The organism is Streptomyces cynarae (genome assembly GCF_025642135.1).
In the GTDB taxonomy this organism is placed as follows: domain Bacteria; phylum Actinomycetota; class Actinomycetes; order Streptomycetales; family Streptomycetaceae; genus Streptomyces; species Streptomyces cynarae.
Genome location: NZ_CP106793.1, coordinates 7,657,030 through 7,681,030, shown reverse-complemented (window position 1 = coordinate 7,681,030; position 24,001 = coordinate 7,657,030). Strand labels below are relative to the sequence as shown.

The window sequence follows — 24,001 nt, the reverse complement described above, 5'->3', positions numbered from 1 at the left end:
GCCCCGTGTGCTCCCACACGGGGCCGGGCGTCAGAAGAACAAGAGGAATCGCCTTGCCTTACAGCATCAGCGCGGACGGCCTGGAACGTCACACCGCCCAAGAGATCCTCCGTGTCGAGCCCTGGGGGCCGCACGCGGTCCGGGTCCGGGCCTCGTCCGGGACAATCGCCCCTTCCGCTCCCGGCGCGCTGGAGATCCCCCCGCCCTCCCCCCACGTCGACGTGTCCATCGCGGAAGACGGCTCTGCCCGCCTGGTCAACAGCCGCCTCGCCGTCGAGGCCCTGCCGGACGGCCGGCTGAGGTTCCTGCACGCCGCCTCGGGCCGTGAACTCCTCGCCGACAAGTCCCCGTACCCCCATCATCCCGGCCCCCGCGTCCATGCGGCCGGCGGCCGGACGGAACAGCACTTCGAGGCCTACGCCGGCGAGCGGCTGCACGGCCTCGGGCAGCATCTGCACGGGCTCCTGGACCAGAAAGGCTGTGTGATCGACCTCGTCCAGGGCAACACCGTGGCCGCCATCCCCTTCCTGCACTCCTCGCGCGGCTACGGACTGCTGTGGAACAACCCCGCCACAGGCCGCGTCGAACTGGGCACCGACACCACCCGGTGGACCGCCGACGCCGGCGGGCGGGTCGACTACTGGATCACCGCCGGTGACACTCCGGCCCAGATCCTGGACGCCTACACCCTGGCCACCGGACGTCCGCCGCTCCTGCCCGAGTGGGCGTCCGGTTTCTGGCAGTCCAAACTTCGCTACCGTACCCAGGACGAACTCCTGGCTGTGGCACGGCAGTACAAGGAACGCGGACTGCCGCTGTCCGTCATCGTCTGCGACTTCTTCCACTGGCCCGCGATGGGCGACTGGCGTTTTGAACCAAGCGAGTGGCCCGATCCCGCCGCGATGGTGGCAGAGCTCTCCGGCCTCGGGGTGAAGCTGGCGGTCTCGGTATGGCCCACCGTCGAACCCGGCAGCGACACCTTCGACGAGCTGCGCTCGGCCGGATGCCTCGTACGGGACGGCGACGGCGGCCTGCTCACCTGCCACTGGCCCTCCCGCAGCGCCGAGGAGCCGATGCGCCGGATGGCGTACTACGACGCGACCGACTCCCACGCGCGCGCCGCGCTGTGGCGACGGCTGAGCGACAACTACCTCTCAGCGGGCGTGGCCTGCTTCTGGCTGGACGCCTGCGAACCCGACCTGCCCCGGGATCTCGCCGACCGTGCCGTCTACGCCGCCGGTCCGGCCGCCGAGGCCGCGAACCTCTACCCGCTCCTGCACACCCGAACCGTCGCCGACGGCCTGCGCGCGGCCGGCGAGGACCGGCCGTTGTCCCTGGTCCGCTCCGCATGGGCGGGCAGCCAGAAGTACGGCGCCGCACTGTGGTCCGGCGACATCCCCACCACCTTCGACTCCCTCGCGCGGCAGATCAGAGCCGGACTGAACGTCGCGATGAGCGGCGTCCCCTGGTGGAACACCGACATCGGCGGCTTCTTCGGCGGCGACCCCGACGACCCCGCCTACCGCGAGCTGCTGATCCGCTGGTTCCAGTACGGCACCTTCAGCCCCGTCATGCGGCTGCACGGGGACCGCGTGCCCCACCACCCGGCCTTCTCCACGGACATGACCGGCGGGCCGAACGAGGTCTGGTCCTACGGGGAGCGAGCGTACGGCATCCTCCGGGACCACCTGCTGCTGCGCGAACGCCTGCGCCCGTACCTGAACACGCTGTCCCAGGACGCGCACCGCACCGGCGCACCGCCGATGCGCCCGCTGTTCTTCGACTTCCCCGAGGACGAAGGCGCCTGGGACGTGGACGACCAGTTCCTGCTCGGCCCCGACGTGCTGGTGGCACCGGTGTACGAGCCGGGCGCGCGCACCCGCCGGGTCTACCTGCCCTCCGGCGCCCGCTGGTACGACCCGGCCACCGGACACGTGCTGGAGGGTGGAACGGCATCCGACGCCGACGCCCCGCTGGAGCGCATACCCGTCTTCGTACGCGAAGGAGCCGCCGTCGCACACGCGTTGCGCTGACGCGTGCAGGTGTCGGGACGCGCATCCGTGCGGCCCGCACTTCCTTCAGGACCGCGGCGGTTCGACCGAAGAAACCCCTTCTCACAGATGGAGCAACAGATGGCAGACTTGCGGACCATGAACAGTGGCGCGGCAGCGCTGACGTTCCACCCACTGACGGCGGAGGTGCCGCGCTCGGCTGCGGGCGCGCCCGCGGTGATCATCATGCCGGGCGGCGGCTACACCTTCCTTGCCCCGCACGAGGGGGAGCCCGTCGCACAGTGGCTGAACCAGCTCGGATTCGCCGCCTGGGTGCTGGAGTACCCGGTAGGGCCACAGGACTTTCACCCCGCGCCGCTGGACTCGGCACGGGCGGCGATGCGTGAGGCGCGCGCGCAGGCGCCGGGGCTGGGGGTCGACCCGTCGCGCATCGGGGTCCTCGGCTTCTCCGCGGGCGGCCACCTCGCCGCCCACCTCGCCGCCGGCCCGGACACGGCCGACGACGAGCGGCCCGCGTTCGCGGTGCTCTGCTACCCGGCGACGTCATGGCACAACTTCGGCCCCGCCGCAGCCGGCGAACCGGACAGCGACCCGCTCCTCGGCCCCGGCTCTACCCCACAACAGCGCCGCGCGGTCTCCATCGAGCTGATCGCCGTCCCGCAGACCCCCCCGACCTTCATCTGGCACTGCGCGGACGACGACACCGTCGGGGTCGACCACGCCCTGTCCCTGACCCAGCGCCTGGCCTCCTTGCGGGTCCCGGTCGAACTGCACGTATTCCCCACCGGCGGACACGGCGTGGGACTGGCCCAGGACATGACGCCCGCCGGCACGTGGACCTCCCTGTGCGCGCAGTGGCTCCGCAGGACGACCAGCCACCGCATCCGGCGCGAAAGACACCGGTAACGAGTCCTACTCACGGCAGTTGCAGAGCCGCGAGCAGATCAACAACGCTATGTCCGCTCAATCCGAACCAGTTGTGAGGCGTCGCCTGCCCCTCCGGCCAGGGACTTTCAGCGCTGTCCCAGGGACTTCCGAGGGACTTTCCGCCGCCCAACGCGGCAAGCCCCCGAAAGACCGGAAAGAGCCTCCGTCCCAGATCAGAGGGCCTTTCCAAGGAAAAACTGCAGGTAGCGGCAGACGGGTCGGGCTGTACGCCGGGTACAGCCCGACCAGGCCGCGGCGACGTGCGCCGGTCATCAGGAGGCCGTTGTCATGTCCGGATTGCCGTAGTAGGCGTCGGGGCCGTGCTTGCGGGTGTAGTGGCGATCGAGCAGGTGGCTGGGTGGAGGGGCGGTGGGGGCGAGGCTGAGGGTGTGGAGGGCGATGTCGGCGACCGCCTCGCAGATGATCGCGTGTTCCAGGGACTTGCGGGCGGTGGCGCCCCAGGCGAAGGGACCGTGGTTGGCGACGAGGGCGGCAGGGACCTCGACGGCCTTCTGGTCGTCCTCCTCGAGCATGTCCACGATGACGCGGCCGGTGTTGTACTCGTAGTCCTTCGCGCATTCCTCCGGGGTGAGGTCGCGGGTGACGGGGATGGGGCCGTTGAACGTGTCGGCGTGGGTGGTGCCGAGGACGGGTATGTCTCGGCGGGCCTGGGCGAAGGCGACCGCGTGGGTGGAGTGGGTGTGGGTGACACCTCCGATGGAGGGGAACGCGAGGTACAGGCAGCGGTGGGTCTCGGTGTCGGTGGAGGGGCGCAGGTCGCCGTCGACGACCGCGCCGTCGGACAGGCGTACCGTCACCAGGTGGTCGATGGCGAGGTCCTCGTAGGGGACTCCGGAGGGCTTGATGACGAAGACATCCGCCTCCCGGTCGACTCCGCTGACGTTGCCCCAGGTCAGGGTCGCCAGACCGACCTGGGGGATGGCGAGGTTCGCCTCCAGGACGTCCTGCCGCAGGCCGTCGCGCACAGCTACGGTCATCGCTCGTCTCCTTCGGTGCGGTCGTGGGTCACAGGGCCTGGGCGAGTCGGTGGTAGGCGGCGTTCCAGCGGATTTCCTTGGCGAGCTGCTCGACGGTGGTGTCCGCGCCGATGGTGAGCAGTTCGACGCCGGTCATGGCGGCGAAGTCGGTCAGCGTCTCGGCGTCGACGGCGGAGCTGAGCACGGTGTGGTGCGGAGCGCCGGCGAGCAGCCAGCTCTCGGCGGACTCGGCCAGTGAGGGGCGCGGCTTCCACACGGCCCGGGCCACGGGGAGGTGGGGCAGGGGCTCGCTGGGGCCGACGACGTCGACCTCGTTCGCGGTCAGCCGGAAGCGGTCGCCGAGGTCCGCCAGGCCGACGACGACCGCCGGGCCGGGTGCGGCGTCGAAGACGAGGCGGACGGGGTCCTCGCGGCCGCCGATGGACAGCGGGTGGATCTCGCAGCGGGGGCGGTCGGCGGCCACCGACGGGCAGACCTCCAGCATGTGCGCACCGAGGATGCGGGGTGTGCCGGGGCCGAGGTGGTAGGTGTAGTCCTCCATGAAGGTGGTGCCGCCGGGCTGCCCCTGTCCCATGACCTTCATCACGCGCAGCAGCGCGGAGGTCTTCCAGTCGCCCTCGCCGCCGAAGCCGTAGCCGTCCGCCATCAGGCGCTGGACGGCCAGGCCGGGGAGCTGGCGCAGCCCGCCCAGGTCCTCGAAGTTGGTGGTGAACGCGGTGAAGCCGCCCTCGGTGAGGAAGGTGCGCAGACCGAGTTCCTGGCGGGCGGCGTAGAGCAGCGAGTCGTGGCGGATGCCGCCCGGGCGCAGGGCCGGGACGACGTTGTAGGACTCGACGTACTCGTCGGCGAGTTCGGCGGCCGCCTTGTCCTCGACGGCGTCGACGACGGCGACGAGGTCGTTGACCGCGTAGGTGTTCACGGAGAACCCGAACCGCATCTGTGCCTCGACCTTGTCGCCCTCGGTCACGGCCACGTCCCGCATGTTGTCGCCGAAACGCGCCAGGCGCAGGGTGCGTGCCGCGTGGCGTCCGGCGGCGGCCCGCGCCCAGGCGGCGACCCGGCGGATCACGCGCGGGTCGGTGGCGTGGCCGGCGACGATCTTGCGTTCGATGCCGAGCCGGGCCTCGATGTGGGCGAACTCCCGGTCGCCGTGGGCGGCCTGGTTGAGGTTCATGAAGTCCATGTCGATGCTCGACCAGGGCAGCGACAGGTTGTACTGGGTGTGCAGGTGCAGCACCGGCAGGTCCAGCGCGCTCAGCCCGCCGATCCACATCTTGGCCGGGGAGAAGGTGTGCATCCACACGATCACGCCCACGCAGTCGGTGGAGGTGGTTGCCTCCTGGCACAGTCGGCGGATCGCCTCCGCGTCGGTGAGGACGGGCTTCCACACGATCCGCAGCGGGATCGGGTCGGCCGAGTCGAGTCTTTCGGCGATCTTCCGGGACTGATAGGCGACCTGGTGGAGAACGTCCTCGCCGTACAGGCCCTGACTACCGGTCAGAAACCAGATCTCCTGGCCGGCGGACGGCTTTTCGGGTGCGGTCATGACGGGATTCCTCTCGGGTGGAGCGCGACGTGCGGGTGGGGTGGTGGGGCGCGCTCAGGCGGACGCCTCGGCGCGGATGCGGCGCAGGCGGTGCATGACGTCGTTGGTTCCGCGGCCGAAGTAGTCGTGCAGGAGCCGGTATTCCTCGTAAAAGCGGTCGTAGGCGGCGGCGCGGGCCGGGTCCGGCTGGTACACGCCCCGGTCGGCCTTGCCCATGGAACGGGCGGCGGCCTGGATGTCGGGGTACGCCCCGGCCGCCACTGCCGCGTGCATCGCCGCGCCGAGAGCGGGCCCCTGTGCGGAGCCGATGACGCCGAGGGGACGGCGGGTGACGTCCGCGTAGATCTGCATCAGCAGTGCGTTCTTCGTCAGTCCGCCCGCGATGATCAGCTCGTCGACCGGCACCCCGGACGACTCGAAGGCCTCGATGATGGTCCGGGTGCCGAACGCGGTGGCCTCCAGCAGCGCCCGGTAGACGTCCTCGGGCCGGGTCGACAGTGTCAGCCCGACGACCACACCGCTCAGTTCGTGATCGACCAGCACCGAGCGGTTGCCGCTGTGCCAGTCCAGCGCGATCAGACCGTGTTCACCCACCTGCTGTCCGGTCGCGAGCGCCGTCAGATGCTCGTGGGCGTTGCGGCCCAGCGCGGCGGCCTGTTCGGCGTACTCGACGGGCAGGCCGGTGCGCACGAACCAGCCGAAGATGTCACCGACGCCGCTCTGCCCGGCCTCATAGCCCCACAGGCCGGGCAGGATGCCCCCGTCGACGACACCGCACATGCCCGGCACCGTGCCGTGCTGGTCGGAGCTCATCACGTGGCAGGTGGACGTGCCCATGATGGCCACCATCTGGCCCGGCTCCACCGCGCCGGCGGCGGGCGCCGTCACATGGGCGTCGACGTTGCCCACGCACACCGCGATGCCCTCCGGCAGACCTGTCCACGCCGCCGCCTCGGCCGTCAGCTGCCCGGCCTTGGCTCCCAACGCGCCGATCGGGTGCTCGAGTTTCTCCGTCACGAAGTCGGCGAAGGCGGGGTTGAGTGCTTCCAGATAGGCACGGGAGGGGTAGGCGCCGTCCTGGTACTGGCCCTTGTAACCGGCGGTGCAGGCGTTGCGGACGTACGTCCCGCACAGCTGCCAGACGATCCAGTCCGCCGCCTCCAGCCACCGCTCGGTGCGGTGGTAGATCTCCGGGTCCTCCTCCAGGACCTGCAGGGCCTTGGCGAACTCCCACTCCGAGGAGATCTTCCCGCCGTACCGCTGCAGCCACGGCTCCTTGCGTTCGGCGGCCAGCGTCGTGATCCGGTCGGCCTGGGCCTGGGCGGCGTGGTGCTTCCACAGCTTGACGTAGGCGTGCGGACGGCCGGTGTACTCGGGCAGCTCGCACAGCGGCGTGCCGTCCGCGAGCACCGGCAGCACCGTGCACGCGGTGAAGTCCGTACCGACGCCGATGACCTGCTCCGGCCGCACACCGGCGGCCGCGAGCGCCGCCGGCACCGCGTGGCGCAGCACGTCGACGTAGTCCGACGGCACCTGCAGGGCCCAGTCGGGAGGCAGCCGGGTGCCGTCCGGCAGCTCCCGGTCGAGGACCGCGTGCCGGTACTCGTGCTCGGCCGTCCCCAACTCCTCGCCGTCGCGCACCCGGACAACCACGGCCCGTCCGGACAGCGTCCCGAAGTCGACTCCTACGACGCAGGGTTCCAGGTTCCCCGCCGTCTCGTCTCCGGCGTTCATGATCAGCCTCCCTCACACAGAGGTATTCGATATATCGATCACTGTTCGATCTCCTGAAGACACCCGAGGCGGCACCTGCGTCCGGATCGGCGGAGTCGACCGACATGCTGGGCGGGTCCGTCGAAGTCCGCGGCGGCGCCGGCGCCCCGAGCAGACGCGGGGAACTGGGCGACCGGCCACGGACGGCCCGCGGTTTTCGAACTGCGCTCCCAGCGGAGCCCTCAGCTCCGGCTTCTGCCGAAGTAGCGTGCGCGCACCCGGTCGAGCAGGATGGCGACGCCGAGGACCGCGCCCTGCACCACCTGCTGGTCGTACGGGCTGACCTTGAGCGCGAGCAGGCCGTTGGTGATGAACTCCAGCAGGATCGCGCCGGCCGCGATGCCGGCGATACGGCCCTCGCCACCGGAGAGCGACATCCCGCCGACCACCGCGGCGGCGATCGCCGTCAGTTCCCAGCCCGCGCCGACCGAGGGGTCGGCCACGTTCATGCGGCCGATCACCAGGATGCCGACCACACCGGCCAACGCGGCGCTGGCGACGTAGGTGGACGTGATCCGGCGGGCGGTGGGGATGCCGGCAAGCCGGGCGGCCTCCTTGTTGCCGCCGACCGCGTAGATCTGCCGGCCCACGTAGGTGCGCTCCAGCACGAACCAGGCGATGGCGGCCGCGCCGACGAAGAAGAGTGCGGGGACCGGCACCTGACCGATGTAGTACTGGCTCAGGTTGCTGAACACCGGGTCGAGGTTGTTGATGGGCGAGCCGCTGGTGATGGCGAGCGCCATGCCCTGCGCGACGGTGTAGGTGACCAGGGTGATCACGAAGGGCGGCACGTTCAGGCGGGTCACCATGATGCCGTGCCAGAGGCCGACGCCGGCAGTGATCACGATCGTGAGCAGGATCGCGAGGGGCGCGGGCATGCCCTGGTCGACGTTCATCCAGGCGGCCAGGATGCCGGCCAGGCCGGCCAGCGCGCCCACCGAGAGGTCGATGCCGCCGGTCAGGATCACAAGCGACTCGCCGATCGCCAGGATGCCGACCTGCGCGAGGTCGCGGCCCATCACCTGGAGGTTGCCCGTCGCGGTGTACGTGTCCGCGTTGGCCGCGATCCCGACGAACACCAGCACACAGGCGATGATCACGCCGGCCTCCGGGGAGGCGGCGAGCTTGCGGGCGAGACTCGACACGGCCGGGCGGGAACTCGGCTTGAGCTCGTCGGGTGCGAGCGTGCTCTGCGCGCTCATGCTGTGGCTCCGTTCGTCAGTTGTTCCTGGTCGGGCTTTCCGGGATCGGGCTTTTCCTGGTCCGGCATTTCCTGGATGAGGGCGGAGGTGCCGGCCGCGGCCGTCATGATCCGCTCCTTGGTGGCGTCGGCCCGGTCGATGACCGTGACGACCCGCCCGTGGTTCATCACCGCGATGCGGTGGCAGATCCACAGCAGTTCCTCCAGTTCGGAGGAGGCGACCACCACCGCCATGCCCTGCTCCGCCGCCCGGTCGATCAGCTTGTAGATCTCCGCCTTCGCGCCCACGTCCACGCCGCGGGTCGGCTCGTCCAGCAGGAGCAGGCGCGGCTCCGCGGCGAAGGCGCGTCCGAAGATGGCGCGCTGCTGGTTGCCGCCGGACAGCGAGCCGATCGGCTGCTCCACCGACTGCATCCGTACGTTGACGTTCTCGGTGATCCTCCGCGCCTCGGCACGTTCGCGGCCCGGCCCGAGCAGGCCCCGGGTGCTGATCCGCTTGAGCACCGAGACGACGACGTTCGCGCGGATCGACGCGAACAGCACCAGCGACTGCTCCTTGCGGTCCTCGGGGATCAGCGCGATCCCCGCCGCCACGCCGTCGCCCGCGCCCCGCGGCTGATAGGGCTCGCCGCCCAGCAGCATCCGGCCGCCCGTCGAGGGCTGCGCGCCGGCGATCGTGTGGACCAGGCGGCTGCGGCCGGAGCCCATCAGCCCGGCCACACCGAGGATCTCGCCCTCGCGCACCTCCAGGTCGACGGGGCCGAGACCGTCCGCGGTCAGGCCCTCGACCTGCACAAGGACCGGGCTCGACGCCGGTGGCGCCTTGGGCTCGCCCTGCGCGACCTCGCCGCCGACCATCTCCCGGATCAGCCGCTCCTCGGTGGCCTCCGCCGGTTCGAGGTCGGCCACCAGCCTGCCGTTGCGCAACACCAGAACGCGGTCGCTGATGTCGCGGACCTCGTCCAGACGGTGCCCGATGAACAGCACCGTGCCGCCGCGTTCGGCCAGCTGCCGTGCCAGGCCCAGCACCATCTCGGCCTCGACCGGACCCAGTGAGGAGGTCGGCTCGTCCAGGATCAGCAGCTTGGGCTCACGGCCCCAGGCCTTGGCGATCTCGATCATCTGCCGGGTCGGCACCGGGAGGGTGCGCACCTCCCGGCTGACCGGGATCGTCTCGGCGGACAGCCCGATCTCCGCCAGCATCGCCTCGGCCTCGGCCCGCTGCGCGGCACGGTCCACCAGGAACCGTCGCTTCGACTGCCGCGGGCGGCGGCCCAGCAGCAGGTTCTCCGCCACCGAGAGCTGCCCGACCAGGGGGAACTCCTGGGAGACCATGGCGATGCCGAGTTGTCCCGCCGCCTCGGTGGACCCCGCGACGAGGGGCTCGCCGTCGATCTGGATCTCGCCGCCATCCCGGTGGACCGACCCGGCCAGCGTGCCCATGAGCGTGGACTTCCCGGCGCCGTTCTCGCCGACCACGCCGATCACCTGCCCGGCGTACAGGTCGAGTTCCGGCAGGTCGAGGACGCGCACCGGCCCGTAGGACTTGTGCACCCCCCGCAGCCGCGCGGTGACCGCGCGGCCCGGGGCGTTCTTCGTGGCCGTCATGCTCAGCCGATCCCGAGCTGCGACTCGAGGGACTGGTACGCGCTCAGGTCGGACTTGGTGACCAGACCCACGCCGGAGCTGAGGGTCGAACCGTCCTTCTCCAGGTAGGGCTTGACGATCGCCATCGTCTTGTCCTTGCCCAGCACCTTCTCCGCGGCCAGGATGTACGCCCCGGTGTAGCCCTGCTGGTAGGGCATCTGCACCACGGTGCCGGAGATCACGCCGGACTGGATGAACTTCAGGGTCTGGGCGTCGGAGTCGTCCGACACGATGTGCACCGAAGAGGTCTTGCCGGCCGAGGTCACCGCCTGCGCCAGCGCGGGACCGTCGTAGGAGTAAACCCCGTACAGGCCGTTGACGTCGGGGTTGTTGGCGAGGATGGTCTCCGCGTCGGAGGTGGCGGTGCTGGCCTGCAGGTTGTCGTTGACCTTCTGCGCGACCGTGATCTGGGTGCCCTTCAGCGCATCCTCGAAGCCCTGGATGCGCTGGGTGGCGTTCGACGCGGTGAGCGAGCCGACCAGGATCGCCACCTTGCCCTTGCCGCCCAACACCTGCTTCATCGCGGTGCCGGCCTGGTATCCGGCGGTGTAGTTCGGGGTGCCCAGGTAGAGCGAGGCGGCGTCGGTGCCGGGCAGCGGCGAGTCGATCGCCAGGACGTCGATGCCCTTCTGGACGTCGGTGTGGATGGTCCCCGCGGCCGAGGTCGGGTCGATCGCCGAGATCGAGTAGCCGGTCACGCCCTGCGAGCGAAGGGTCTCCAGCTCCGAGTTCTGCTCGGTCAACTTGCCGTTGGGCGGGGCGAAGTAGGTGCACTTGCTCTTCGCGAGGCCGAGGTCGGAGCAACCCTTGAGGAAGCCGACCTGACCGGCCTTCCAGTAGTCGGCGGCCACGTTCACGACCATCGCGATGTCGACCTTGGACAGGTCCTTGCCGGCCAGCGCGGACTTGAGCGCCGCGTCGAGCTTGGCGAGGTTCGTCTGGTTGAAGGTGACCGAACCGGCCAGCGCGACCGGGGCCGCGCCGGCGCCCGCCGAGCCGGAGGCGGCCGGGGTGGAGGCGTCGGAGCCGCCGGCGTTCTTGGAGCAGGCGGCGGCGGTGAGCGAGATGAGCACCGCGGTCGCGGCGGCCACGGTGCGGGACCTTCTGGTACGGATCATCGTTGATCGGCGCCCTTCTAGGCGTGTCGGAGTTGGAGATCCCACAGCCGGGAGCGGCTGCGGGCAGGTCGGGCATGGCTGGATCACGGCCCGCCCACGGGCCGGCCGAGGTATGACGGTGCCTGTGATGCGGGGGGGTGCGAGGGTGCGTGCTGGTCCCTCCGGGGCGGTACGCGGCGGAGGGGGCGGTTGTCGCCGAGTCGGGCGCCTGGTGATCGCGGCGGGGCGGGCGGACGGCGATGCGGGGGCGCCTGACGGTAAGTCAGGTCTTGGAGAGCGGCCGCTCGGGGCGGTGGCCTGGGTGAAGCTGTCGCGACGGGCAGGTCACGCGCAACAAGCCCTGGCGGTCGGGGAGTCGATGAAGTGGCGTGTGGCCACAGCCGGATCGCCGGCGGTCACGCTAACGGGGAGCAGCCCATGTCGGACTTCCTTTTTCAGTGTCGGGGGCGGGTCGCCGAGGTGCGCACCACAAGAGTGGGCGGGATGACGATGTGCGGTGTCCCGGCGGTTGCCGGGAGCCCCGCGTCGGGGTCGCCGACGATCTCGATCAGCGCGCGCAGGGCGCGTCGGCCGAGTTCGTCGAAGTCCTGGCGGACGCTGGTCAGTGACGGGCCGAAGTACTCGGTCTCCGGCATGTCGTCGAAGCCGACGACGCTGATGTCCTCGGGCACCCGGCGCCCGGCCTGTTGCAGGGCCCGCAGCAGGCCGAGGGCCATGTGGTCGTTGGCGCAGAACACCGCGGTGACATCCGGGTCCGCGGCGATCCGTTGACCGAGCTCGTATCCGGTGCGGGCCGTCCAGTCAGCGCCGGTCAGCGGTTCGGTCACCGGAGCACCCCGCTTCTCCAGGGCGCCGCGCCAACCGGCCTCGCGCTCCTGGGCGTCGAGCCAGGAACGCGGCCCGACCAGGTGGTGCACCGTGCGATGGCCGAGGTCGAGCAAGTAGTTGGTGGCGAGTTCGGCACCCGCCTCGTTGTCCACGGCGACCGAGGCCAGCGCCGTGTGTGTGCCACAGCCGACCGCGACCAGGGGCACGTCCGGCGGTACGTTCGCCAGTGCGCCGACGGCTGCGGTCTGCGGCGCGATGACGATGATTCCCTCGACACCCTGAGCGCGAAGCCGGTCGACGGCGTCCAGCACCGAACGCCGATCGAGCGTGCCGACCGCGGCCACGGTGACGAAGTACTCGTGCTGTCTGGCCGCCTGCTCGATGCCGTAGAGCATGCAAGCCGGCCCGTACAGCGTGGTGTTGAAGCTGATCACACCCAGGGTGCGGGTGCGGCGCGTCGCCAGGGTGCGGGCGGCGGCGTTGGGGCGGTAACCGAGTTCACGGACGGCGGCAAGCACCCGCTCCCGGGTGGCGGGTCGCACATTCGGGTGGTCGTTGAGGACCCGTGAGACGGTCTGGTGCGAGACACCCGCGATCCGGGCCACGTCCGCCATCACCGGTGCACGATCCCCGTCCATGCCTCCACCTCCTCACGTGCCATGAATGTTTCCGATCTGGCGCTTCTCCGGTGGGAGCGAGCTCGCCGTGGGGAATTGTTAGCGCACACAATTCGGCGGGGTCAAGGCTCCCCAACTGGTCACTCCGGGCATTGCCCGACAGCGTTGTCAGACCTTTCAGGGCCCACATGACCTGCTCATTCAAATCCCGCAACAGCGCCGCTGGGCATGTCGTCGCACGCAGAAGCGAACCAAGTTCACAGCTTCTGTTTCCACACTCTTGACTGTTCAACAGTGTTGACCGCCTGTTCATCCGAGCGTAAAAAGACGGAGTCGCGAGACCGGTCGATCACCCCCCGACTGCGCGAGAACAGCACATGTACGACCCCCAGCTCCAGACCGGCCTGCCGTTCCGACCTGCTGCATCACCCCCGCCACGTGGGCTCTCGAACAGAGCGGCCCGTGCTCCGGCCGTGTCCCCCTGCCCCATTCCCTCAGAGCTCGGATGAGTGACGGCATCCGACAGCCTCGATTGTTAGCGCCCACAATCCCCTGCTGAACGGGCGGCGGGCCGCGTTCAGCGCCGACGCCGTGCCCCCGGCGGCAGTCCCCGGATGTGCACATCACCGCATTCCGGATGCCCCCTTGCTCCCTGCGCACCTGGCGCCGGGCCAGAGAAGAACGCAAGACGGAAGAGGTTCACAGTGATCGTCAGACACCTGAGAGGTCTCCGGCTGAGGGTGGTGGGCGCGGTTCTCGCACTCGTCGCCGGCATCCTGGGCGGGGTCATCGCCACCTCGGGCACGGCCCAGGCAGCCTCGTCCCTGCCGTGCGACATCTACGCATCTGCTGGCACGCCCTGTGTCGCCGCGCACAGCACCACGCGGGCGCTGTACGCCTCGTACAGCGGCAGGCTTTACCAGGTCAAGCGCCTCTCCGACAACACGATGACGAACATCAACACGCTCAGCGCCGGCGGCTACGCCAACGCCGCGGCCCAGGACTCCTTCTGCGCCGGAACCGAGTGCATCATCACCCAGATCTTCGACCAGAGCGGCAAGGGCAACAACCTCACCATCGAGGGCCCGGGCGGCAACGGCGGGCAGGACGTCGGCGCCATCGCCAACGCCCTGCCGGTGACGGCCGGCGGGCAGCACGTCTACGGCGTCTCCATCCAGGCCGGCGTCGGCTACCGCGACAACAGCACCAACGGCGTCCCCACCGGCAGCCAGGCACAGGGCGCCTACATGGTCACCGGTGGCCACCACGTCGACGGCAACTGCTGCTTCGACTACGGCAACGCCGAAACGAGCAGCACCGACACCGGCAACGGTCACATGGACGCCATCAACTTCGGCACCGAGTGCTGGTTCTCGCCCTGCTCCGGCTCCGGTCCGTGGGTCATGGCGGACCTGGAGAACGGCCTCTTCGCCGGCGGCAACGGCACCAACAGCAACAACACCGGCAACTCCAGCACGTTCGTCACGGCGATGCTGAAGAACAACGGCACCAGCACCTATGCGATCAAGGACGGCAACGCGCAGTCCGGCACTCTCAAGACCGACTACAGCGGCAGCCTGCCGACCACCGCCGGCTACATGCCGATGCACCAGGAGGGCGCCATCGTCCTCGGTACCGGTGGTGACGACAGCAACTGGTCCGACGGGTCGTTCTTCGAGGGCGTCATGACCGCGGGCTACCCGACCGACGCGGCCGACGACGCCGTGCAGGCCAACGTCGTCTCGGTCGGCTACACCCAGGCCGCCCAGACCTTCCCGGTCACCGGCACCGCCTACCGTCTGACCAACACAAACAGCGGCAAGGTGCTGGACGCCGTGAACTGCGGCACTGCCAACGGCACCTCGATCGACATCTGGTCCTCGCTGGGCAACACCTGCCAGCAGTGGAAGTTCGCCAGCGCCGGCAACGGCCACTACACCATCACCAACGTCAACAGCGGCACGGTCCTCGACGACAAGAACTGCGGCATCAACAACGGCACCGCCGTGCAGCTCTGGTCGTCACTCGGCAACACCTGCCAGGAGTGGGACGTCACCCCGGCCGGCAGCCACTACACGATCACCAACGTCAACAGCGGCATGACGCTCGACGTGGCGAACTGCGGCACGAGCAACGGCACGGCCGTCCGCCAGTGGGCGCAGTTGGACAACGGCTGCCAGCAGTGGGACATCGCGCCCTGACCGAACCGACCGCAGCACCGATGGCCCGCCGCCCCTCCCCCAGGCGGGCCATCGGCCTGTCCAGCGGCACCGCACGGGGGCGGCAGGTCCAGAGCCCCGGCGGCAAAGACCAGCGGCGGGCGAGTGGGGCCGTACGCCCGGACAGCTCACCCGCGACGATCAGCCCCAGCACCCCACCCAGAACACGACGAAGCCCCCGAACCCGCAGGTTCGAGGGCTTCCGATGTCCAGAGACATCACACTGTCGGGACGACAGGATTTGAACCTGCGACCCCTTGACCCCCAGTCAAGTGCGCTACCAAGCTGCGCCACGTCCCGGTGCGGCTCCCGCGGTGTCCCGCGTGATCACGCGGACAGAACTTTACCCCACGACGGGCCCTGCCCCGAAAAGGGGCCGGCGAGGCGGGACAATCGGGGTATGAGCGACGCATCGGGAGTTCGGGCGGACCGGGGACGCGACCGGGACACGGAGGGGCGGGCCCGCAACGCGCGGCCGCGGGACGGTCTGGGACGGCCGCTGCCGTACGGGGCGGAGGGCGTGGCACGCCAGCCGGAGGGCGTCGTGCGCACCCCGGAGGAGACCGTCACCGAGGCGCAGGCGCTGCTGGACGCCGGAAAGCCGTTCCATGCGCACGAGGTCTTCGAGGACGCCTGGAAGTCGGGCCCCGAGGAGGAGCGGGCCCTGTGGCGCGGGCTCGCGCAGCTGGCGGTCGGTCTCACGCACGCGGCCCGGGGCAATGTGACCGGGGGCGCCCGGCTGCTCCGGCGCGGCGCCGGGGCCGTCGAGGCGTGGGCGTCGGCGACGGGACGGGACCGGCCGTACGGGCTTGAGGTGACCGGGCTGGCCGGTTGGGCCCGGGAGTTGGCGGCTGTGGTGGAGCGGGACGCGGCGACCGTCGACGCGCGGGCGTGGGCGCCCCTGCTGCGTGGGGCACGGTCGTAGGGGGGTGGGCCGCGGGGACTGTCGGTGGGGTACGGCAGACTCGGGGCGTGCGAAAGATTCATGTCATCGGCATCGGGGCGGGCGACCCCGACCAGCTGACCCTGCAGGCGGTGAAGGCGCTGAAGAGCACGGACGTGTTCTTCCTCCTCGACAAGGGCGAGGTGAAGTCCGACCTGGTGCAGCTGCGCCGTGACATCCTCGACGCACACCTGCCCGAGCGGTCGTACCGCCTGGTCGAGGCGCGCGATCCCGAGCGGGACCGGGCCGCGGGCGGTGCCGCCTACTCCCCCGCGGTCGGCGACTGGCGCTCGGCGCGCGCCGGGATCTACGAGCGGCTCATCGCCGATGAGCTGGGCGAGGACGAGAGCGGCGCGTTCCTGGTGTGGGGCGATCCCGCGCTGTACGACAGCACCCTCGGGATCCTCCAGGAGGTCCTCGAGCGGGGCGCGGTGACGTTCTCGTACGAGGTCGTGCCGGGCGTCAGCAGCGTCTCGGCGCTGGTCGCGAAGCACCGCACGGGACTGAACCGGGTCGCCGGGCCGGTGCAGATCACCACCGGCCGCCGCCTCGCGGAGGGCTTCCCGGAGGGGGTCGACGACGTGGTGGTGATGCTGGACGCGCACCAGGCGTTCCGGAAGTACGTGGACCAGGACATCGACATCTACTGGGGCGCGTACGTCGGCACGCCGGACGAGATACTCGTCTCCGGTCCCCTCGCTCAGACGGCCGAGCGCATCGAGCGGCTGCGCGCCGAGGCGCGGGAGCGCAAGGGCTGGATCATGGACACGTATCTGCTGCGCAGGCGTCCCCGGGAGTAGTGGGGCGGGCGGGCTGCGGACGGCTCGGAGACCCGGGGGCCGACCGTGCCCCCGCCGTCGTCAGGAGCCGCTGAGCCCCAGCCGGGCCAGCACGCCCGCCACGTCGGGCACCGCCGTCACGCCCTGCGGCAGCGGAGGGCGGCGTACGACGACGACCGACAGGCCGAGTTCTCTGGCGGCCGTCAGCTTCGCGGCGGTCGCCTCTCCCCCGCTGTCCTTGGTGACGAGGACGTCGATGCGGTGCTCGCGCAGGAGCGCCGTCTCGTCCTCGACCGTGAACGGTCCACGCGCCAGCAGTACCCGCGTGTGCGGTGGCATGGGCGGCTCGGGCGGGTCCACCGACCGCAGGAGGAAGTGCAGGTCGGTCAGGTGCGCGAAGGCGGCGAGGCCCCCTCGGCCGGTGGTGAGGAAGACGTGCCGGCCGAGCCGCGGCAGACGGTCCGCCGCGCCGGTGAGCGAGGCCGCCTCGTGCCAGCGGTCGCCGGGACCGGCGCTCCAGCCGGGTCTGCGGAGCACCACGGCGGGGACGCCGGTGGCCGCGGCGGCGCGTGCCGTGTTGTCCGTGATGCCCGCGGCGAACGGGTGCGTGGCGTCGACCACGGCGTCCACGCGGTGCTCACGCAACCAGGCGGCCAGCCCCTCCGCGCCGCCGAAGCCCCCGACGCGTACCTCCCCGTCGAGGGTCCCCGGCCGGGACACCCGTCCGGCCAGGGACGTGGTCACGCGGACGCCGGGACGGGACGCCAGCGCCGCGGCGAGTTCGCGTGCCTCGGTGGTGCCGCCGAGGATCAGGACGTGCGGGGGCATGACGACGAGGGTACGGCTGCCTCGGAGCACGTTGGGCAGGAACCTTCCCGCATGCCGTACGGCCGTCCGGCACCCTGCTCGTTATCGTCCTGGCATGCCCGACATCGACGCAGTGCGTGCCGTCCTCATCGACATCGACGGCGTCCTCACCGTCTCGTGGCGGCCGCTGCCGGGCACGGTCGACGCGCTGGGGGAGATCCGTGAGTCCGGCTACGCGGTCGCCCTCGTCACCAACACGACGTCCCGCACCCGTGCCTCGATCGCCGAGACCCTGTCCGCGGCCGGCTTCCCCGTGGCCGCCGAGGACATCCTCACCGCGCCCGCCGTCACCGCCGCGTACCTCGCCGAGCACCGCCCGGGGGCGCGGTGCTCGCTGCTCACCAGCGGTGACATCCGGGAGGACCTGGCGGACGTCTGTCTCGTCGACGACGAGGACACCGTCCCGGACGTGGTGGTCCTCGGTGGCGCCGGTCCCGAGTTCGACTACGCGGCGCTCAACCGGGCCTTCGGCCACCTCCAGCAGGGCGCGCGGCTGGTCGCCATGCACCGCAACCTGTACTGGCGCACGGACCGGGGGTTGCAGTTGGACTCGGGGGCGTTCCTGCTCGGCCTGGAGAAGGCCGCGCACACGGAGGCCGAGGTCACCGGAAAGCCGTCGCCCGCCTTCTTCGAGGCCGCGCTGACCCGCCTCGGGGTGGCCGCCGACCAGGCGCTCATGGTGGGCGACGACATCGAGTCCGACGTGCTCGCGGCCCAGCGTGCCGGGCTCACCGGAGTCCTCGTGAAGACCGGCAAGTACCTGCCGCAGACCCACCGGGACGTAGGCGGCGAGCCCCACCACGTCCTGGACTCCTTCGCGGACCTGCCCGCGCTGCTCCGATAGCTCAGCGCAGCAGGAGCTGGAGGGCGCCCACCACGGTCGCCGCGATCACCAGCTGCTCGAACAGGCGCTGGTTGATCCGGTCCACCGCCCACCTGCCGATGGCGGCGCCCGGCAGCACGAACACCGCGAGCGCCGCGTCCAGCAGCAGGGAGCGGCCGTCGATCAGGCCGAGGCCGACGCTGAAGGGCACCTTGGAGACGTTGACGATCAGGAAGAAGAAGGCCGAGGTGCCGAGGAAGCCCAGTTTGCGGAAGCCGGCGGAGAGCAGGTACATCGACATCACGGGGCCGCCGGCGTTCGCCACCATCGTGGTGAAGCCGCCGAGCACGCCGTAGGAGCGGGCCTTGATGCGGCCGGCGCGAGTGGTCACCGCGTCGGGTTCGTCGTCCCGGTCGGCATGTCGGCGGCGCCACACCGTGACCGCCGCCATCAGCAGCAGGATCGCGCCGATCGAGGTCCGTACGACCGCGTCGTCGGCCCACACCAGGAACAGCGTGCCGACGACGACGCCCGCGGCGACCGCCGGGAACAGGCGCCACAGGGTGGGCCAGTGGGCGTGGCGGCGGTAGGTGAGGACGGCGAGGACGTCACCGACGATCAGGATCGGCAGCAGGACGCCGGTCGAGGCCCGGGCGGGCAGGACGGCGGCGAAAACGGCGAGGCTGACCGTGTTGGCGCCGCTCACGGCGGTCTTGGAGAAGCCGACGAGCAGCGCGGCGGCGGCCAGCGCGGCGAACCCCCACGGCGATATGTCCCAGAGCGTCATCGTGTTCATGCGGGGACCGATGCTATGCCCACGCATCTGGCCACGTCAGGGGCGTCTCGCCAGATGGGCCTCCGGTGAGGCGGCGCCCTGAACAACCCTGCCCCGCGCCCTGCTTCTCCTACACGGGCGGACGCTCGACGAGCACCGTGCTGCCCTGCCCCACGCCCACGCACATGGTCGCGAGCCCTCGGGCGGCGCCGGTGCGGCGCATACGGTGCAGGAGGGTGGTCAGGATGCGGGCGCCCGAGCAGCCGAGCGGGTGCCCGAGGGCGATGGCGCCGCCGGTCGGGTTGACCAGCTCCGGGTCGAGGCCGAGCCGGTCGGCGCAGGCGAGGGCCTGGGCGGCGAACGCCTCGTTGAGCTCGGCCTCCTGGACGTCGCCGATCGTCCAGCCCACCCGCGCCAGGGCCTTCTCGGTGGCGGGGACGGGGCCGATGCCCATGACGTCCGGGTGCACGCCGGCCGAGGCCCCGGCCACGTACCGGCCCAGGGAGTCGAGACCCAGCTCGTCGAGGACCTCCTCGCTGACGAGGAGGAGGCCGGCGGCGCCGTCGTTCATGGGCGAGGCGTTGCCCGCGGTGACGGTGCCGCCCTCGCGGAACACCGGCCTGAGGCGGGCGAGTTTCTCGTACGACGTGTCCTCGCGGACGCCTTCGTCGGCGGTGACGACGACACCGTCGGGTCGGGTCACGGGCAGGAGTTCGGCGTCGAAGAGCCCGTTCTTGCGGGCCTCGGCCGCCCGCCGGTGGCTGCGCAGCGCGAAGTGGTCCTGGCGTTCGCGCGGGACGCCGTACCGCACGGCGACCTCCTCGGCGGTCTCCCCCATGGAGAGCAGGCCGTGCAGGTCCTTCATCGCCGGGTTGACCAGCCGCCAGCCGAGGCGGGTGTCGGCGGTCTCGATGCGCTGGGGCAGCGCCTCGTCGGGGCGGGGCAGTACGAAGGGGGCGCGGCTCATGGATTCCGAGCCACCTGCGACCACGATGTCGGCCTCGCCCGCGGCGATGGCGCGGGCGGCCGTCGTCACCGCCTCCAGGCCGGAGGCGCACAGCCGGTTGACCGTGGCTCCCGGGACGGACTCGGGCAGGCCGGCGAGGAGGGCGGCCATGCGGGCGACGTTGCGGTTGTCCTCGCCGGCCTGGTTGGCGGCGCCCCAGTAGACGTCGTCGACGCGGGCGGGGTCGAGCGCGGGCACGTCCGCGACCAGGCCGCGGATCACGGTGGCCGCGAGGTCGTCGGGCCGCACGGTGGACAGTGCGCCGCGCAGCCTGCCGATGGGGGTGCGGCGGGCTGCCGCGAAGTGGACGGTACGCACGACGGGACTCCTGACCGGCCTCGGCGATGGAGCGGAGCCAGTTAATTAGCACCGCTAGTTTCGAACTATAGACCGCCGGGCGGTCGCCGGGAAGCTCACCGGTGGTGCAGGGGAAGGGACTGCTGGTGCAGCGGAAGGGACTGCGCTCCCGCCGGGTTTCACCTGATCGGTCCTGGGGACCCGGGCGCGCATGGAGTGGTTGCGGCAAGCGGCGTGCGTGGGTGAGGACCCCGAGCTGTTCTTCCCCGTCGGGACGGCGGGACCCGCCGTCGAGGAGACCGCCGCCGCCAAGCGCGTCTGCCGCCGCTGCCCCGTCCTGGGCGAGTGCCTGGACTGGGCGTTGGGCAGCGGGCAGACGGCGGGCGTGTGGGGCGGCACCGGCGAACAGGAGCGCGCCGAACTGCTCCGTGCCACAAGAGACCGACCGACAAGGAGAAGCGCGCGATGACCGTGGTGCACAGCACGCTGCCCGAACCCGCACGCCGGGTCACCGGGGAGGCCCTGCAGGAGACCCTGGTGGATCTGCTCGGGCTGTCCCTGGTCGGGAAGCAGGCCCACTGGAACATCGTCGGACCCAGGTTCCGTTCGATCCACCTCCAGCTCGACGAGGTGGTCGGCACGGCGCGCTCGTACGCCGACACGGTGGCCGAGCGTGCGTCCGCGCTCGGCGTGCCGCCGGACGGCCGACCGGAGACCATCGCGTCCGCCTACGGCCTGCCCGGCACGAAGGAGGGCTGGCTGCGGGACACCGAGGTCGTGGGCCTGATGGTGGAGTCGCTGGAAGCGGCGATCGGGCGGCTGCGCAAGCGGATCGACGCCACCGCGGAGGCGGATCCCGTCACCCAGGACCTGCTGATCGGGATCACCGCGGAGCTGGAGAAGCAGCGCTGGATGTTCGAGGCCGAGAACTGGCCGCGCGAGGAGTGAGACCGAGCGGAACCCGACCATCGAGGGTGGAGAGGAGTACGCCATGACGGACGCCCTGGAGATGGACGCGCTGTGGGAGGACTTCCACCGGGTGGTGAACATGACCTCCCAGGAACTGGCGGCCTGGCTGCGGGTCCGGGACGCCGACGAGGAGAGCGAGCCACTGCCGGAGGAGGCGGGCACGCCCACCGGGCGGCATGTCCTGTCGATTCTTCAGAAGCGGCGCACCGATCTCACCGACGACGACGTCCGGGTGATGCGCAAGGTGGTGGACACGGTCACCTCCGAGGTGGACGTGGAGAACGAGCCGGAGGCCGAGGACGAGCACCGGCGCCACCGGCTCATGACGCTGGGGCACGACCCGCTCAAGGCGTCACGGTGAGGCCGCCATGGGCCGGGACGACAGAGCCGCCGAGGTGATCCGGGAACTCGTCGGCGAGCACGGGCAGACCTACGCGGAGGACGCGGGGATCCGGCTCAAGGACGCCCCGCAGCCGCTGTACCGGCTGCTGTTGATGGCCCTGCTGCTCAGCGCCCGCATCCGCTCCTCGATCGCCCTGGCCACGGTGCGGGCGCTTCAGGAGGCGGGCCTGAAGGACCCGCGCCACATGGCGCAGGCGGACTGGCAGGAGCGGGTCGACGCGCTGGGGCGGGGCGGCTACCGGCGATACGACGAGCGGACGGCGACCCAACTGGGCGACGGTGCCGAGTTGCTGACGGAGCGTTGGGGCGGAGACCTGCGACGGCTGCGGAAAGAGGCCGACGGCGACGTCTCCGCCCTGCGCCGACTGTTGCAGGAGGTACCGGGGATCGGACCGGCCGGCGCGGACATCTTCCTGCGCGAGGTGCAGCGCGTATGGCCGGAGGTGGCCCCCTACCTGGACGCGAAGGCACTGTCGGGTGCGGAGCGTCTGGGGCTGCCGAAGGACCCGGAGAAGCTGCTGGAGCTGGCGAAGGACACCGAACCGGCGGTGCTGGCAGCGGCGTTGGTGCGCGCCGCACTCGACAAGAAGCTGGCGGAAGAGGTGCGGGAGCACGCGGCCTGAGGGCGGAGTCGGGGGGCGCCCGGTGGGCGCCGCCCCGGCAGTGCCCGCCGCGGACCTTCCCGCACCGGACACCGGTGCCTCGGCGTCGCCGACACCGCGACGACCGGCAGGTGAAATCTTCACCGGAAGCGGAGAAAGCGCATTCTCCCGCACACCCGCCCGCTACGTTTTGACATGCGCGCAACACTCCCTCCCGTCACCCCCCAGGAGCCGTTCCCCATGCGCAGACTCCTCGCCACCCTCGCGGTGGCCGCCGCCGCGCTCGGCGGTCTCACGGTCACCGCGCCCACTGCCGCGGCGGCCGACTCGGGCACGTTCCGCGTGCTCAGCTACAACGTCGCCGGTCTCCCCGAGGGCATCTCCAGCGCCCCGACACCGCGCCAGTCGAGCACCACGACGATCGGCTCACGCCTCGGCCCGTACGACATCGTCCAGGTCCAGGAGGACTTCAACTACCACGCGTACCTGTACGCCTCCGACTCCCACCCGTACCGCACGCCCACCAGCGGCGGCGCCGGCGTCGGCAGCGGACTCAACACGCTGTCCGCAGTCCCGTACGACACCGACGACTTCGAGCGCGTCCACTGGAACTCGTGCCAGTACGACTCGGGCGACTGCCTCACCCCCAAGGGCTTCACGTTCATGCGGGAGCGCCTGGCCGAGGGCGTCTACGTCGACTTCTACAACCTGCACACCAACGCCGGGACGAACGACGGCGATCTGGCCTCACGGGCGGACAACCTCAACCAGCTGACGGACTTCATCAAGACCCACTCCGCGGGCAACGCGGTCGTCGTCATGGGCGACACCAACACCCGCTACACGCGCTCGGGTGACACGATCGCCGAGTTCGCCGCTGCGAACGGCCTCACCGACGCCTGGGTCAAGCTGGTGCGCGGCGGCACCCCACCCGCCAAGGGCAGCGACCCGCTGCTCTGCGACGAGAACGCGGTCACCAACAGCTGCGAGGTCGTCGACAAGATCCTCTACCGGGGCAGCAGACTGGTCTCACTGGGCGCCACCGCGTACAACAACGAGCACACCGGGTTCCTCACGGACGACGGCAAGATGCTCTCCGACCACGACCCGATCACCGCGACGTTCAGCTGGGCGCGCAACTCCGCCTTCCAGCTCAGCGACCAGTTCGGCGGGCCGCACGGCGACTACTACGACGACATCGACAGCGTCCCGGCAGGCGCCCGGGCGACCGGCATCTCGCTGCGCAGCGGCTCCCGTGTCGACCAGGTCGGCGTGACGCTGACGGGCGGCACCACGCTCGCCCACGGCGGCACGGGCGGTACCGCGTCCTCGCTGACGCTGGGCAGCGACGAGTACGTGACGGGCGCGCAGCTCTGCGAGGGCCAGTACGACGGCCGCACGAGGATCTTCTCCGCGAAGTTCACGACCAACCTCGGCCGCAGCCTGGCGGGTGGTACCACGACGTCCGACTGCGTGACCCGTACGGCGCCCGCCGGCTGGCAGATCGCAGGGTTCCACGGGCGCTCCGGTGACGAGGTCGACAAGCTCGGCTTCATCTACACCCGGCGCTGAGCGCCACGACGAGACATCGAGGGCCGCTGACCGACCCGGCAGCGGCCCTCACGTATGGCTGACACCCGTCCTCGGGTTAG

The 24,001-nt window shown here is 71.0% G+C and carries 21 protein-coding genes and 1 tRNA gene; 11 read left to right on the top strand and 11 right to left on the bottom strand.

Going from position 1 to position 24,001, the window contains the following annotated elements; all coding sequences use genetic code 11:
- The first annotated feature begins 53 nt into the window (after nt 1-53).
- Both N8I84_RS34625 and N8I84_RS34620 read left to right on the top strand, forming a co-directional pair.
- Nucleotides 54-2,033 carry a glycoside hydrolase family 31 protein gene (locus N8I84_RS34625; protein ID WP_263233418.1) on the top strand — a complete coding sequence of 660 codons (1,980 nt, stop codon included), beginning with the start codon at nt 54-56 and terminating at the stop codon, nt 2,031-2,033.
- Between the two features lie 99 nt (nt 2,034-2,132).
- The gene (locus N8I84_RS34620) at nt 2,133-2,918 is read left to right on the top strand and encodes an alpha/beta hydrolase (protein WP_263233417.1); all 786 of its coding nucleotides are present in this window, start codon (nt 2,133-2,135) and stop codon (nt 2,916-2,918) included.
- Nucleotides 2,919-3,211: 293 nt separating this feature from the next.
- Here the strand turns inward: N8I84_RS34620 and araD are convergent, their stop codons facing one another.
- The 7 genes from araD to N8I84_RS34585 form a co-directional block, all read right to left on the bottom strand.
- Nucleotides 3,212-3,937, bottom strand: coding sequence for an L-ribulose-5-phosphate 4-epimerase AraD (gene araD / locus N8I84_RS34615; RefSeq protein ID WP_263233416.1), 726 nt, complete (start codon nt 3,935-3,937; stop codon nt 3,212-3,214).
- 28 nt (nt 3,938-3,965) lie between these two features.
- Nucleotides 3,966-5,483, bottom strand: a complete 1,518-nt coding sequence (gene araA, locus N8I84_RS34610; RefSeq protein ID WP_263233415.1) for an L-arabinose isomerase — start codon at nt 5,481-5,483, stop codon at nt 3,966-3,968.
- Nucleotides 5,484-5,537: 54 nt separating this feature from the next.
- Complete coding sequence (gene araB, locus N8I84_RS34605; RefSeq protein WP_263233414.1) at nt 5,538-7,217, bottom strand: ribulokinase; 1,680 nt, start codon at nt 7,215-7,217, stop codon at nt 5,538-5,540.
- A 221-nt stretch (nt 7,218-7,438) separates the two neighbouring features.
- The gene (locus N8I84_RS34600; protein ID WP_263233413.1) at nt 7,439-8,458 is read right to left on the bottom strand and encodes an ABC transporter permease; all 1,020 of its coding nucleotides are present in this window, start codon (nt 8,456-8,458) and stop codon (nt 7,439-7,441) included.
- The gene (locus tag N8I84_RS34595; protein ID WP_263233412.1) at nt 8,455-10,065 is read right to left on the bottom strand and encodes a sugar ABC transporter ATP-binding protein; all 1,611 of its coding nucleotides are present in this window, start codon (nt 10,063-10,065) and stop codon (nt 8,455-8,457) included. Before N8I84_RS34595 ends, N8I84_RS34600 begins: the two co-directional genes overlap by 4 nt.
- Nucleotides 10,066-10,067: 2 nt before the next feature.
- A complete protein-coding gene (locus N8I84_RS34590) occupies nt 10,068-11,195 on the bottom strand; it encodes a substrate-binding domain-containing protein (protein WP_263233411.1) in 1,128 nt (375 codons plus the stop codon).
- Between the two features lie 461 nt (nt 11,196-11,656).
- Entirely contained in the window at nt 11,657-12,688 is a 1,032-nt protein-coding gene (locus N8I84_RS34585; protein WP_263233410.1) for a LacI family DNA-binding transcriptional regulator, read from the bottom strand.
- 683 nt (nt 12,689-13,371) lie between these two features.
- Between N8I84_RS34585 and N8I84_RS34580 the strand changes: the two genes are divergently transcribed.
- Complete coding sequence (locus tag N8I84_RS34580; protein WP_390898978.1) at nt 13,372-14,868, top strand: arabinofuranosidase catalytic domain-containing protein; 1,497 nt, start codon at nt 13,372-13,374, stop codon at nt 14,866-14,868.
- A 244-nt stretch (nt 14,869-15,112) separates the two neighbouring features.
- On the opposite strand, the gene N8I84_RS34575 is transcribed toward N8I84_RS34580, so the two are convergent.
- Nucleotides 15,113-15,186 (bottom strand) — tRNA-Pro (locus N8I84_RS34575).
- Between the two features lie 100 nt (nt 15,187-15,286).
- On the opposite strand from N8I84_RS34575, the gene N8I84_RS34570 reads away from it, so the two are divergent.
- On the top strand, nt 15,287-15,811 hold the full coding sequence (locus tag N8I84_RS34570) for a DUF309 domain-containing protein (protein ID WP_263233409.1): 525 nt from the start codon (nt 15,287-15,289) through the stop codon (nt 15,809-15,811).
- Nucleotides 15,812-15,858: 47 nt separating this feature from the next.
- Nucleotides 15,859-16,629: a precorrin-6A synthase (deacetylating) gene (gene cobF, locus N8I84_RS34565; RefSeq protein ID WP_263233408.1), complete on the top strand. Its 771-nt coding sequence runs from the start codon at nt 15,859-15,861 to the stop codon at nt 16,627-16,629.
- Nucleotides 16,630-16,689: 60 nt separating this feature from the next.
- On the opposite strand, the gene N8I84_RS34560 is transcribed toward cobF, so the two are convergent.
- Nucleotides 16,690-17,436 carry a cobalt-precorrin-6A reductase gene (locus tag N8I84_RS34560; protein WP_263233407.1) on the bottom strand — a complete coding sequence of 249 codons (747 nt, stop codon included), beginning with the start codon at nt 17,434-17,436 and terminating at the stop codon, nt 16,690-16,692.
- Nucleotides 17,437-17,539: 103 nt separating this feature from the next.
- Here N8I84_RS34560 and N8I84_RS34555 point away from each other — a divergent pair, with 103 nt between their 5' ends.
- The gene (locus N8I84_RS34555; protein WP_263234979.1) at nt 17,540-18,319 is read left to right on the top strand and encodes an HAD-IIA family hydrolase; all 780 of its coding nucleotides are present in this window, start codon (nt 17,540-17,542) and stop codon (nt 18,317-18,319) included.
- A 1-nt stretch (nt 18,320) separates the two neighbouring features.
- Here N8I84_RS34555 and N8I84_RS34550 read toward each other — a convergent pair whose 3' ends face one another.
- Both N8I84_RS34550 and N8I84_RS34545 read right to left on the bottom strand, forming a co-directional pair.
- Nucleotides 18,321-19,094 carry a sulfite exporter TauE/SafE family protein gene (locus tag N8I84_RS34550; RefSeq protein ID WP_263233406.1) on the bottom strand — a complete coding sequence of 258 codons (774 nt, stop codon included), beginning with the start codon at nt 19,092-19,094 and terminating at the stop codon, nt 18,321-18,323.
- Nucleotides 19,095-19,203: 109 nt separating this feature from the next.
- The gene (locus N8I84_RS34545) at nt 19,204-20,397 is read right to left on the bottom strand and encodes a thiolase family protein (RefSeq protein WP_263233405.1); all 1,194 of its coding nucleotides are present in this window, start codon (nt 20,395-20,397) and stop codon (nt 19,204-19,206) included.
- Nucleotides 20,398-20,587: 190 nt separating this feature from the next.
- Here N8I84_RS34545 and N8I84_RS34540 point away from each other — a divergent pair, with 190 nt between their 5' ends.
- From N8I84_RS34540 to N8I84_RS34520, 5 genes are all read left to right on the top strand, one after another.
- The gene (locus N8I84_RS34540) at nt 20,588-20,845 is read left to right on the top strand and encodes a WhiB family transcriptional regulator (protein WP_263233404.1); all 258 of its coding nucleotides are present in this window, start codon (nt 20,588-20,590) and stop codon (nt 20,843-20,845) included.
- Nucleotides 20,842-21,324, top strand: coding sequence for a Dps family protein (locus N8I84_RS34535; RefSeq protein WP_263233403.1), 483 nt, complete (start codon nt 20,842-20,844; stop codon nt 21,322-21,324). The genes N8I84_RS34540 and N8I84_RS34535 overlap by 4 nt, the downstream gene beginning before the upstream one ends.
- A 43-nt stretch (nt 21,325-21,367) precedes the next feature.
- A complete protein-coding gene (locus tag N8I84_RS34530; RefSeq protein ID WP_200420288.1) occupies nt 21,368-21,706 on the top strand; it encodes a DUF3140 domain-containing protein in 339 nt (112 codons plus the stop codon).
- Nucleotides 21,707-21,713: 7 nt separating this feature from the next.
- Nucleotides 21,714-22,370 (top strand): HhH-GDP family DNA glycosylase, encoded by a 657-nt coding sequence (locus N8I84_RS34525; protein WP_263233402.1) that lies wholly within the window; start codon nt 21,714-21,716, stop codon nt 22,368-22,370.
- Between the two features lie 219 nt (nt 22,371-22,589).
- Nucleotides 22,590-23,921, top strand: coding sequence for a jacalin-like lectin (locus N8I84_RS34520; RefSeq protein WP_263233401.1), 1,332 nt, complete (start codon nt 22,590-22,592; stop codon nt 23,919-23,921).
- Nucleotides 23,922-24,001: the final 80 nt, after the last annotated feature.

Bases quoted from the DNA above. Each gene is read 5' to 3' on its own strand.
- N8I84_RS34620 (WP_263233417.1), top strand. From the start codon at position 2,133: ATGGCAGACTTGCGGACCATGAACAGTGGCGCGGCAGCGCTGACGTTC.
- araD (WP_263233416.1), bottom strand. From the start codon at position 3,937: ATGACCGTAGCTGTGCGCGACGGCCTGCGGCAGGACGTCCTGGAGGCG.
- araA (WP_263233415.1), bottom strand. From the start codon at position 5,483: ATGACCGCACCCGAAAAGCCGTCCGCCGGCCAGGAGATCTGGTTTCTG.
- araB (WP_263233414.1), bottom strand. From the start codon at position 7,217: ATGAACGCCGGAGACGAGACGGCGGGGAACCTGGAACCCTGCGTCGTA.
- N8I84_RS34600 (WP_263233413.1), bottom strand. From the start codon at position 8,458: ATGAGCGCGCAGAGCACGCTCGCACCCGACGAGCTCAAGCCGAGTTCC.
- N8I84_RS34595 (WP_263233412.1), bottom strand. From the start codon at position 10,065: ATGACGGCCACGAAGAACGCCCCGGGCCGCGCGGTCACCGCGCGGCTG.
- N8I84_RS34585 (WP_263233410.1), bottom strand. From the start codon at position 12,688: ATGGACGGGGATCGTGCACCGGTGATGGCGGACGTGGCCCGGATCGCG.
- N8I84_RS34570 (WP_263233409.1), top strand. From the start codon at position 15,287: ATGAGCGACGCATCGGGAGTTCGGGCGGACCGGGGACGCGACCGGGAC.
- N8I84_RS34560 (WP_263233407.1), bottom strand. From the start codon at position 17,436: ATGCCCCCGCACGTCCTGATCCTCGGCGGCACCACCGAGGCACGCGAA.
- N8I84_RS34550 (WP_263233406.1), bottom strand. From the start codon at position 19,094: ATGAACACGATGACGCTCTGGGACATATCGCCGTGGGGGTTCGCCGCG.
- N8I84_RS34540 (WP_263233404.1), top strand. From the start codon at position 20,588: ATGGAGTGGTTGCGGCAAGCGGCGTGCGTGGGTGAGGACCCCGAGCTG.
- N8I84_RS34535 (WP_263233403.1), top strand. From the start codon at position 20,842: ATGACCGTGGTGCACAGCACGCTGCCCGAACCCGCACGCCGGGTCACC.
- N8I84_RS34530 (WP_200420288.1), top strand. From the start codon at position 21,368: ATGACGGACGCCCTGGAGATGGACGCGCTGTGGGAGGACTTCCACCGG.
- N8I84_RS34525 (WP_263233402.1), top strand. From the start codon at position 21,714: ATGGGCCGGGACGACAGAGCCGCCGAGGTGATCCGGGAACTCGTCGGC.
- N8I84_RS34520 (WP_263233401.1), top strand. From the start codon at position 22,590: ATGCGCAGACTCCTCGCCACCCTCGCGGTGGCCGCCGCCGCGCTCGGC.